Below are 11,186 nucleotides of genomic sequence, written 5' to 3' on the forward strand. Positions count from 1 at the left end.
GCGTCATAAATCATTTCGACATGCGCTTGAAGTGCTCACCGAAACGCTCGACACCGACTCGCAAAGACAGCTCTTTTTGATAGAACGCTGCCCCATTTTCAGCCATACAGCTGCGCCCCTCCGCCGATACTTCCATCAACGCCAGTACCGCATCCACAAGCGCTTGCGGGTTGTCTGACTCGCTGACGACCCCACAACCGGCGTCACGTACCAAATCTGCAGCATCACCGTCCACAGCCATCAAAATCGGCTTCCCGGCTGCCATATAAGCCTGGGTTTTTGAAGGGATAGTGATGGTAAACAAAGGGTCTTTCTTCAGATGAACAAGCAGTGCATCAGCAGCGGCCAGATAAGCGCCGACATCCGGCATGGGAACAGCGGGCAAGAAAAACACGTTGTCTAGATTTCTGCCTTTCGCAAGCGCCTCCAACCTGGAAGTTTCAACGCCTCCGCCAAGAAAGATAAACGCTACTTGACTTGCTTGCTCCTGCAGTAACTGCGCCGCGTCAATCACTGTATCGAGGGACTGTGCTTTACCCATATTGCCGGCAAACAGAATTCGAAACTTCGAGGTCACCGGAAAGTTGGTCGGTAATTTGTCTGGCGTAGCGCGGACCATATCCTCCGAACACCAGTTATAAATCACGTCAATTTTTTGCGACGGCACCCCACGCTCGATCAAGAGACGCTTGAAACCTGGAGATAACACCACTATCTGGTCTACGTTTCTGTATACCCAATTACAGACGCAAGAGACAATCTTCAGGAGTTTTTCGTTGGAAAACATACCCGTGGCCTTGAGTGTATCAGGCCACATATCTTGGATATCATAAACCACGGGAACACGCCGAAAAAAACGAACAAGTGCAGCTGCGATACCCACCGTCAACGGAGGATGGTAGGCGTATACAACATCCGGCTTCTTCGCACGAAAAAGACCATACAACGAAATACTGGCCGCGAAGCTTATATAGTTAAGCAGTCGCCCGACACCACTCTGCCCGTGACTTGGGTAGAGTGGCACGCGCGTTATCTGGACGCCGTCGATGACTTCGCGTTGCAAGGCCTTCATTTTATATCCGGGATACAATTTACCGCCGGGATAATTCGGAAACCCTGTAACCACTTCAACATCAAAGCCTTGTGCGACCAACTCTCGTGCAAAAACCAATCCTTTGAACGTCGGCTCAGGGTCAAACCATTGAGTAAATAGTAAAACACGAATAGCCATTCGTATTAGTACCTTCTCCAGACGGTCCGCATAACATAATCCCGATAGCTGTGGATGATCCGAACGACTTTCTCTGCCACGTTAGGCATACTGTAGTCCGCGACAAGACGCAAGCTACGCTCATCATCGCGACTTTGCCCTTCCAGCACTTGCAAACCTTGCATTACGCGCTCGGCTTCCAGCCCGACCATCATTACAGCAGCTTCTTCCATACCCTCTGGACGTTCATGCGCTTCGCGAATATTCAACGCCGGAAAGTTAAGAATGGAAGACTCTTCGTTGATCGTGCCGCTATCAGAAAGAACTGCCTTGGAGTCCAGTTGCAACTTGTTGTAATCTTTGAAGCCCAAGGGTTTGAGCAAGCGGACGTTCTCGTGAAACTTCACACCCATGGCGTCGACCCGCTTTTGGGTGCGGGGATGCGTGGAGACAATAACCGGGTACCCATAATGCTCAGCAACGGTATTTAGCGCTTCAACCAATTTTGCGAAGTTTTTATCAGAATCGATATTCTCTTCACGATGCGCGCTGACCACGAAGAACTTACCTTTCTCGAGACCCAGACGAGATAGAACATCCGACGCCTCAATACCTTCTCGGTAATAATTGAGCACTTCAAACATAGGACTGCCAGTCTTGATGACCATGTCCGGTGACAACCCTTCACGCAGCAAATAATCACGTGCGATCGTGCTGTAAGTTAGATTGATATCCGCCGTATGATCAACAATGCGGCGATTAATTTCCTCAGGTACGCGCATATCGAAACAGCGATTGCCGGCTTCCATATGGAAAGTAGGGATTTTTCGACGTTTGGCAGGAATTACCGCCATGCAACTGTTTGTATCACCCAAGACCAGCAGAGCCTCTGGCTCGATCTCTGCCAACACGCGGTCCACACTAATAATCACATTCCCGATAGTTTCGGCGCCCGTAGCGCCTGCGGCATTCAGGAAGTGATCCGGCTTGCGGATGCCCAAGTCTTGAAAGAAAATCTCGTTAAGTTCGTAATCGTAATTCTGACCAGTATGAACAAGCACATGATCACAGTACTGATCCAGAGCCGCCATTACGCGCGACAAGCGAATGATCTCCGGGCGGGTTCCCACTACAGTTACGACTTTTAGTTTTTTCATTTTTAAGCGTCACATTTCAAAAAAGTGATAGACAAATAATCAGTAGTTTTCGCCTCCTAGATCATGAAACCGAAGCGAAAACTCCATCATTACCCTGCTGCTGTCGGACGTGTCGCAGTGGGGAATGCCCACGCATCACTGCTAAAGCAAGCGAGAAATTTCGTGGGACATAATGACACATTGAATCGATTTTTTACTCTCAGTTTAGCTACTGCAAGCTTCTCCTGACCCTCCACCCGGCTTCCGGATCGATGGCACGGGGCCGGTTCTGGGAAGACGCAAGCACTTCGAATCAAAAAGCCAATCGGCAGCTGCTCGAAAAACAAGCCTCGAAGCTGCCCAAAGCTTCGACCAGTATCGAAAACACTAGAAGACTGAACGAACGCCAGATGCCAAGGAGTCAGCTGGGACGCACAGCCATAAGCGCAGGATGATGAACCGCGGGATGCGGCGTTAACCATAAGGGGTGATTTACGGGGGGAAGATCGCGCCAAAATAACCGGCCTTTAAAACAAAGAACGATGCAAGCCTGGCCTGAACCCAAGCTCATTTCCGTTTTACCAAAAAATTGGATCTCTGCTCCGCCTACGGAGCAGAGAGAACCTATTTTGTTATAAAGGCGCTGCCACTGGACGTGCGTACGTGTCCGGGAGTTCGCGATCGAAAATCTCGTTCGCCCAAAGCATGACGATCATTTCATCATCTCCTGCATTGGTGATATCGTGTGTCCAACCTGGAACGGTTTCTACAATTTCCGGCTTCTCACCTGTTGTAAACAACTCGTAGAATTCCCCGGAAACTATATGTCGAAACCGAAAACACGCCTTACCTCTAATCACTAGAAACTTTTCAGTTTTTGAGTGATGGTAATGACCACCACGCGTGACTCCAGGATGAGCAGTAAAATAAGAAAACTGACCGCTGTCGGCTGTTTTTAACATTTCAACGAATACACCTCGAGGATCCCCGTACTTGGGAACCTCGTAAGTGAAACGATCCGGCGTCAGATAACTGACATACGTAGAATAAAGCGCTCGCACCAGCCCCGTACCGACCGGCTCGGTTATCAACGTATTGCGGCTATCACGGAATGCCTCTAGCTGACTCGCCAACGCTCCAACACTAATTGTGTATTGAGGTTCAACAATGGCGAAACGCTCAGCCGACAACCTTCCATCCATCGCGTCAATAAAGCATCTGACGACGTCATCTATATAGACGAGATTGATGTTCGCCTGAGGGTCGTTGATCTGAACGGGAAGACCGCGGACCGTATTATGGCAAAACGTAGCCACAGCAGAGTTATAGTTCGGACGCGCCCACTTACCAAAAACATTCGGCAGTCTGAATATATATACTGCAGCACCGTGATTATCAGCCAGTTCGATCAACGCTTCTTCGGCAGATCGTTTACTGATGCCGTAAAGGTTGTCTAACTCCGCTTGACTGGAAGATGTGTACAGTACAGGTACAGACCGACCACATGCTGCTACGGCATCGCACAGTGCACGGGTCAGATCTGCGTTGCCAGTCTTGAACTCCTGGGGATCCTGCGGGCGATTTACTCCCGCCAGGTGAAATACAAAATCCACTTCGGTCATCAAGGCGGGCAGTTGGGCAACGTTATCGTCACGAGTAAAGCGCAAGACTTCAACGTCACTGCGCTCACTAAGGTGCGCGATAAGATTCTTGCCGACAAAACCATTGGAACCGGTGATCAGAACTTTCACTCTGTCACTCCTCAGGCGTCGCATGTTCGCCACGCTGAATAGCACGCATGAAATTAAGCTTAAGTAACAGCTGCTTCATACCTTCGACATCCAACCTTACTGTGTTATGCGAATTGTAATCTTCAGTGCGAGAAATTTTCTCTTCGCCCTGCTCTACAAATTTTGCATAGTTCAAGTCGCGCAAATCAGGTGGCACTCGGAAGTAATCGCCACGATCTTCTGCACAAGCCATTTCCTCGCGGCTCAACAACGCTTCGTATAGTTTCTCACCGTGACGGGTACCTATCACTTGAATCGGATGCTCAGGCAAGTTGAGCATTTGCGTCAATGCCTGAGCAAGAACTTCCACCGTGGCTGCAGGTGCTTTCTGCACAAACAAATCGCCGTTATTGCCATGCTCAAACGCATACAACACGAGGTCTACAGCATCCGCGAGCGTCATCATGAAACGCGTCATATTGGGATCGGTGAGGGTGAGTGCCTTGCCTTCCCGAATCTGCTGGATAAACAGTGGAATGACCGAACCACGAGACGCCATTACGTTGCCGTAGCGGGTACCGCAAATGACCGTTTTATCGTCATCGGCACCGCGAGATTTTGCCACCATCACCTTTTCCATCATTGCCTTGGAAATACCCATGGCATTGATTGGATACACTGCTTTGTCGGTACTGAGACAAACTACACGCTTGACTCCGTTCAAGATGGAGGCTTCGAGTACATTCTCAGTACCCATTACGTTGGTTTTCACAGCTTCCATCGGGTGAAATTCGCACGATGGTACTTGTTTGAGTGCGGCGGCGTGAAAGATATAATCCACGCCACGAGTAGCATTTATAACGCTTTGGTAATCGCGAACATCGCCAATATAAAATTTAAGCTTTGAGCTTGCGTAATGCTTACGCATGTCATCCTGTTTTTTCTCATCCCGACTGAAAATACGAATTTCAGCGATATCAGTATCCAGAAAACGCTTAAGCACCGCATTACCAAAAGAGCCAGTGCCGCCAGTGATCAATAGTTTCTTACCGCTAAAAATAGTCAATTATGTATCTCCATAAAATCTAAAATTTTTCGTCCGACGGCAAAGCTAGTCTTATTCTTTGAAATCCAAATCTTACCACACGCGGCCTTCCTGAACAAAAATTGTCGATCAGCTGCACAAAATTCCGTCAAAGCGGCGCAAATGCCGTCTGCAGAGGAGTCTTCGATAACATTCAAAAACTCAAAATACTCGTCGGGTATTCCGCCTAGTCGAGTGGTAAGAACAGGTATTCCACTGACCATGTACTCAAGCAGTTTAGAAGGAAAAGAATAGCGCGTGTATCGCTCCTGTGGATTTCGACTTAGAATCAAACAGGAAGCGCTGGATTGTATTTTTTCAACTTCTTGAGCACTCAAAAAACCCAGATATTTCACTGACGGATAGCGACCTGACACCTCCGAAAGATATGACTCTAACTCTCCACGACCACACAACCAGAGCTCATAGTCAACACCGGCCTTAATGAAACCTTCAACCAATTCGACGATCCCGTATGCCCTGCTCAATCCTCCGGCATAAAAAATGATATTCTTCTGCTCAACTACAGATATTTCCTCGGGCGCAGTAATCGTAGAATTAGCGATCCCCTCAAGAACCAAAAACGGTTTTTTCGACCATTTAGCACTGTCCGCAGCCATATACTTACTTGCTACAAAAACACCAGACGAGCGAAAAATGAGATTATCGATAATCTTAGAGTCTAACTTCTTCAAAACCCTCATAAGAAAGGACCGACCCATCCCCATATCCATATACACAGGAAGATCGGGAATATAAACAAAAAAAGGAATACCATATAGCTTGCGCACTACATAAGCAGCCACCAAGTTCGGTGTATGAGCCGCATAAACGCAAATCGCATCCACCCCGGATTTTCGCAGACGCAGCAAATTAAAAAGCGTACCTAGTAGTCGACTAACAATTTTTAATAATGGCAAATTAAGCAAGGGAATGACTTTGCACCTGCCGCCCGCCCCTAGTTCCGACGCCCCTGGAAAATACACCTTGCTATTACGCGGGTATGTCGATACTGCAATACTGGCGACGTTATTAACAACCCCCCCATCAAAGCGCAGAGCCTCAAGAAATCTACCTTCAAGTTTATATGCCGCAACCTGAGGAAATGGGTCTCCCTTGGAATACTGTTCGAAGTATTCATCACCTACGTAGAACCCCACCAAGACAATTTTTTTTCCCATTTCCGCCTTCTCAAAATCCGCTCGACGAATTAAACCTAATGACATATCTCAGAGAAACCCATCCTATCCCTCCCCAGCACTGAGAAGGCACAAGACCGTCTTTCACCTTTGTAATACTACGCCACCCAGATCTGCCTATCTCAACCGTTGAATGCGTATTTCAGACTTTATAAAAACCTGCCACTTCGGTCATAGTGTAGCCTTCATAAACTCAATCCACCTCACTCCTTTCCAAAGGGATAGAAGCGATACCACCGAAAATCCTACTAACCAAAAAAGCGACTTTTCCCACCAAAAAAAATCGACCCATTCACTTTGCAAGCCCAAATAAAAAACATAACCCGCTAAGAAAGCTAATGACGACACCATAAAGGGCTGCAGGAAACCCCTATATACATTGAGACGTTTATACATACTGGCAACGACACAAATGAAATAAATGGATTGGGCCAATAAAACCCCCAAGGACACACCGTACAGCCCCCAGAACATACCGCCGAGCCAAGCAAAACAGACGGACATAAGCGCGGACATGAGTGAAAGATACGCTAGCAACTTCATTTTTCTATGTACTTCGAGACGCTTCTGAAAATACACGGCCGCGCTGTTTAAAAAAACACCCGCGAAAGCATAGAAAATGACGATAGTGGATGCCCCTATTTTCTTTCCCGTCATCCTCTCAAAAAAATCAAACCCGACAAAATACAACGCACACCAAAGCAATGAAAACGCGACAATTAGAAAACTGGAGGAGCTTTCTATGATCCTGATAGCAAATACGCCTTCCCTAAACTTTTTAATAACAAATGGATGGACCATCATCAGCAGTGGCATACTTAAGAGCCCGGCACCACCTACAAATAGATCCTTTAAAGACAAGTACGAATCACCATGCTCAATCTCATAATAACCGATAGCAAGTCGATCAGCCCCCGCCATCACTAACATACCTAGAATCCATGGCGACAGGGCAGCACCATATTGGTAAATAAGCTTTAGATCGACTTTGAACAACTCAATACTCGAAAACGGATTACAAAGACCAAATATACGCGACACAGAGAACAGCATAAAAAATGCTGCGATGGCATAACCTGCTACTGACGCAACTAACGCATATCTGAAATCGACTTCTGAAAATCTAAAAAAAACCATTACCAAGCCAATCTGCATAACAGCCTGCAGAAGCACAGCGATGAGTTGCTGCTTCACCAAGAAGCCAGCCTGACACATGGATGAAAGGAAAAAAAACAGGATCTGGCTAAAACATAGCATCCAAACAAACAGAAACAAATCGCGCTCAGATATCAAACAAATAGAAATTACACCCGCCAATATCGAGGCCATGGGTGCAATTAATAAAATCACACATATGCAATTTGAAACAAACAACTTTTTATCTTCAACACCTGAGTAATAATAAATAAAAGAATTACCAACCCAACCAGCGCACAATTGCGCAGCCACCAATGAACAGAACAAGCTTACTGAATAACTTACATACTGCCCCTCAGGAAACGATTTATATAAAAAGAAAACTAAAAAAATACCTGAAACAGCAGGTATCATTTTGACCGGCACATAAAGAAGAAGCTTTCGAAGAAAAACGTTCATATTCATTTGTTTTCGTTAAACTCTTTTTTCTTCGCAATAAACTGAAACAGACAACGAAATTCAGTGCTGTGCAAGTGGCGTAGATACACATTCAGCAAAAAATAATGGATGGAGGATCGCATGTTTGCGATTTTCAGGCAAGGCGCTACCCCCATTCGAAACAGATTAAGACGGGCGGAAATAGCAGATTGGCGGGGATAATCGACACTGAACCAGGTAGGCTGAACAGGCTCGTCACATCCCTTATGGCTACCGGATGCGACGGCCACCTCAAATCGAATGGCGCTGCCGCTGTCTTCTAGCGCGCCCAAACAGAAACGTAAAAAGCGGACCAATCAACATTCCAACTAGCAGAGCGAATATTATAGCAATCGATATAGGCACTTCTGGCAGAGGCCAACCCAGCAACAACAAAGAAATGCTCTGTTGATTTTCAAGAACAAATGTCAACGTGAGCAGAACAAACACTAAAACGAGCACTACCAATGTGACGCGCCTGAAATTACGCATAACTCACTTCCCGATACGACACATTCAAATCTCACCCTCCTCATCTTCATTCACTCGATCCCTAAGCTCCTTCCCCGGCTTGAAATGCGGAACAAACTTTCCGTCAAGACTCACCGACTGCCCAGTCTTCGGATTGCGCCCCACCCGCGGCGCACGATAGTGCAGTGAAAAACTGCCAAAACCCCGGATCTCAATACGATCCCCAGTCGCCAGGCATTGGGACATTTGTTCAAGCATAGTCTTGATAGCCAGCTCCACATCCTTGGATGAGAGCAGCCCTTGATGGGTGACAATTCGTTCGATCAACTCCGACTTCGTCATATTTTTCCCTTCTTTTTCAAGCAGCTAGGAAAAGCGCTTCAAAGGTTTTAGCATGCCCGGAGGAATTTGAACAGCCCGGGTTTTCACATATTTTCACCAGCAATGACCACCCAATTACGAGGAACTACGACGCGATCTAGCTCAGCGACAAATAACCAGCATGGTGCGCGTCAGATACCCCGCGGGATTGAAGCCGAATGGGTATTCATCCTCATCCTTGGCATCATCGGACCTTGCTACAACCTTATAGCCCGCCGCCTTACACTCTTTGTCCGCGCGCTTACGGCACTTCTCCCATCCAGAACCCAATCCCGAACAATCTATCTCTACGCCACTGACTCCACGCACGGCATGAGTCTTGGCATTCGTACCGCAACCCGCCAGCATCAAGACTGCCATTGCGACAATGAGCTTGTTCATTCACTTCCTTATGGCAGACGCCCTGCCCGGCTATCGTTCTTTAGCTAAAGACTAGCTGCAAATAAGCGATTGATCCGATTAAAGAAAGAGACAACACAGAAGGATCATTGGTTTCAAGAACAGCCACCCCGCGCACGAACCACCCGACAAACCCAAATCCCAGACACAAAAAAGGGCGACCGAAGTCGCCCTTTTTCTATGGTCTGACAGAACTCAGTTCTGTTTTTCCATTTGTGCACGCAACAGGTCGCCCAGAGTGGTAGGACCAGCAGCGATGCTATCCGAAGGCTTGTCTTTCAAGCTTTGGATGGCTTCTTTCTCTTCAGCATCGTCTTTCGACTTGATGGAGAGCTGGATTACACGGCTCTTGCGGTCAACGCTGATGATCTTGGCTTCTACTTCCTGGCCTTCTTTCAGAACGTTGCGCGCGTCTTCAACGCGGTCACGGCTGATTTCGGAGGCTTTCAGAGTCGCTTCGATATCGTCGGCCAGAGTGATGATGGCGCCTTTAGCGTCAACTTCTTTCACGATGCCTTTAACGATGGCGCCTTTGTCGTTCTCTTGAACGTACTCGGAGAACGGATCGCTTTCCAGTTGCTTGATACCCAGGGAGATGCGCTCGCGCTCTGGGTCAACCGACAGGATAACGGTGTCCAGCTCGTCGCCCTTCTTGAAGCGGCGAACGGCTTCTTCGCCCACTTCGTTCCAGGAGATGTCGGACAGGTGAACCAGACCGTCGATGCCGCCGTCCAGACCAATGAAGATACCGAAATCGGTGATCGACTTGATGGTGCCGGAGATTTTATCGCCCTTGTTGAACTGGCCAGAGAAATCTTCCCATGGGTTAGATTTGCACTGCTTGATGCCGAGGGAGATACGACGACGCTCTTCGTCGATGTCCAGAACCATAACTTCCACTTCGTCGCCGACTTGTACGACTTTCGAAGGGTGGATGTTCTTGTTGGTCCAGTCCATTTCGGAAACGTGTACCAGGCCTTCAACGCCTTCTTCCAGCTCAGCGAAGCAGCCGTAGTCGGTCAGGTTGGTTACACGAGCGGTAACGCGAGTGCTTTCTGGGTAACGGGCTTTGATAGCAACCCATGGATCTTCGCCCAGTTGCTTGAGGCCCAGGGAAACACGATTGCGTTCGCGATCGTACTTCAGAACCTTGACATCAATCTCGTCGCCAACGTTGACGATTTCGGAAGGATGCTTGATACGTTTCCAAGCCATGTCGGTAATGTGCAGCAGGCCATCGACGCCACCCAGATCGACGAATGCGCCGTAATCGGTGAGGTTCTTGACGATACCTTTGACTTGTTGGCCTTCCTGCAGGGATTCCAGCAGAGCTTCACGCTCAGCGGAGTTCTCGGCTTCGAGGACGCTACGACGGGAAACGACAACGTTGTTGCGTTTCTGGTCAAGCTTGATGACCTTGAATTCCAGCTCTTTGCCTTCCAGGTGCGTGGTATCGCGCACAGGACGGACGTCAACCAGAGAACCTGGCAGGAACGCACGGATGCCGTTAACGTCGACAGTGAAGCCGCCTTTAACCTTACCGTTGATAACGCCCTTGACCACTTCTTCGGCTGCGAAGGCTGCTTCCAGAACAATCCAGCATTCAGCGCGCTTGGCTTTTTCACGGGACAGCTTGGTTTCACCAAAGCCGTCTTCAACCGAGTCCAGAGCAACGTGAACTTCGTCACCGACGTTGATAGTCAGTTCGCCAGCATCGTTGTAGAACTGCTCAAGCGGGATGAGTGCTTCAGACTTCAGGCCAGCGTGAACGGTTACCCAGCGAGCTTGGTAATCGATATCAACGATAACACCGGTGATGATGGAGCCTGCCTGAAGGTTCAGGGTTTTTAGGCTTTCTTCAAAGAGTTCCGCAAAGCTTTCGCTCATTTTAATTCCTGTTGAATAAGGGCGAAGGATACGCCCATCTCCACATCCCAGACGACGTGGGTTATGTTCATTTAA

The 11,186-nt window shown here is 48.1% G+C and carries 10 protein-coding genes; all 10 read right to left on the reverse strand.

Annotated features, from left to right (window positions below):
• Positions 1–10: 10 nt before the first annotated feature.
• The 10 genes from FBY01_RS16895 to rpsA all read right to left on the reverse strand — a co-directional run bounded on the left by FBY01_RS16895 (position 11) and on the right by rpsA (position 11,111).
• Entirely contained in the window at positions 11–1,231 is a 1,221-nt protein-coding gene (locus FBY01_RS16895; protein WP_083374723.1) for a glycosyltransferase family 4 protein, read from the reverse strand.
• Between the two features lie 5 nt (positions 1,232–1,236).
• A complete protein-coding gene (wecB, locus tag FBY01_RS16900) occupies positions 1,237–2,367 on the reverse strand; it encodes a non-hydrolyzing UDP-N-acetylglucosamine 2-epimerase (protein WP_083374724.1) in 1,131 nt (376 codons plus the stop codon).
• 611 nt (positions 2,368–2,978) lie between these two features.
• Positions 2,979–4,097, reverse strand: a complete 1,119-nt coding sequence (locus tag FBY01_RS16905; RefSeq protein ID WP_083374725.1) for an NAD-dependent epimerase/dehydratase family protein — start codon at positions 4,095–4,097, stop codon at positions 2,979–2,981.
• Between the two features lie 4 nt (positions 4,098–4,101).
• Positions 4,102–5,136: a polysaccharide biosynthesis protein gene (locus FBY01_RS16910; protein WP_083377235.1), complete on the reverse strand. Its 1,035-nt coding sequence runs from the start codon at positions 5,134–5,136 to the stop codon at positions 4,102–4,104.
• Positions 5,137–5,138: 2 nt separating this feature from the next.
• Positions 5,139–6,386, reverse strand: coding sequence for a glycosyltransferase (locus FBY01_RS16915; RefSeq protein WP_083374726.1), 1,248 nt, complete (start codon positions 6,384–6,386; stop codon positions 5,139–5,141).
• Between the two features lie 144 nt (positions 6,387–6,530).
• Positions 6,531–7,961, reverse strand: coding sequence for a hypothetical protein (locus FBY01_RS16920; protein WP_084315790.1), 1,431 nt, complete (start codon positions 7,959–7,961; stop codon positions 6,531–6,533).
• Between the two features lie 264 nt (positions 7,962–8,225).
• A complete protein-coding gene (locus FBY01_RS16925) occupies positions 8,226–8,465 on the reverse strand; it encodes a lipopolysaccharide assembly protein LapA domain-containing protein (protein ID WP_145308677.1) in 240 nt (79 codons plus the stop codon).
• Positions 8,466–8,489: 24 nt separating this feature from the next.
• Entirely contained in the window at positions 8,490–8,786 is a 297-nt protein-coding gene (gene ihfB / locus FBY01_RS16930) for an integration host factor subunit beta (protein ID WP_083374729.1), read from the reverse strand.
• A gap of 141 nt (positions 8,787–8,927) precedes the next feature.
• Positions 8,928–9,206, reverse strand: coding sequence for a hypothetical protein (locus FBY01_RS16935; protein ID WP_077747954.1), 279 nt, complete (start codon positions 9,204–9,206; stop codon positions 8,928–8,930).
• 213 nt (positions 9,207–9,419) lie between these two features.
• Positions 9,420–11,111: a 30S ribosomal protein S1 gene (gene rpsA, locus FBY01_RS16940; RefSeq protein WP_008148721.1), complete on the reverse strand. Its 1,692-nt coding sequence runs from the start codon at positions 11,109–11,111 to the stop codon at positions 9,420–9,422.
• Positions 11,112–11,186 lie beyond the last annotated feature (75 nt).

Source organism: Pseudomonas sp. SJZ077, from assembly GCF_007993905.1.
Taxonomy (GTDB): Bacteria; Pseudomonadota; Gammaproteobacteria; order Pseudomonadales; family Pseudomonadaceae; genus Aquipseudomonas; species Aquipseudomonas mandelii.

Bases quoted from the DNA above. Each gene is read 5' to 3' on its own strand.
- FBY01_RS16925 (WP_145308677.1), bottom strand. From the start codon at position 8,465: ATGCGTAATTTCAGGCGCGTCACATTGGTAGTGCTCGTTTTAGTGTTT.
- ihfB (WP_083374729.1), bottom strand. From the start codon at position 8,786: ATGACGAAGTCGGAGTTGATCGAACGAATTGTCACCCATCAAGGGCTG.
- FBY01_RS16920 (WP_084315790.1), bottom strand. From the start codon at position 7,961: ATGAATATGAACGTTTTTCTTCGAAAGCTTCTTCTTTATGTGCCGGTC.
- FBY01_RS16935 (WP_077747954.1), bottom strand. From the start codon at position 9,206: ATGAACAAGCTCATTGTCGCAATGGCAGTCTTGATGCTGGCGGGTTGC.
- FBY01_RS16915 (WP_083374726.1), bottom strand. From the start codon at position 6,386: ATGTCATTAGGTTTAATTCGTCGAGCGGATTTTGAGAAGGCGGAAATG.
- rpsA (WP_008148721.1), bottom strand. From the start codon at position 11,111: ATGAGCGAAAGCTTTGCGGAACTCTTTGAAGAAAGCCTAAAAACCCTG.
- wecB (WP_083374724.1), bottom strand. From the start codon at position 2,367: ATGAAAAAACTAAAAGTCGTAACTGTAGTGGGAACCCGCCCGGAGATC.
- FBY01_RS16895 (WP_083374723.1), bottom strand. From the start codon at position 1,231: ATGGCTATTCGTGTTTTACTATTTACTCAATGGTTTGACCCTGAGCCG.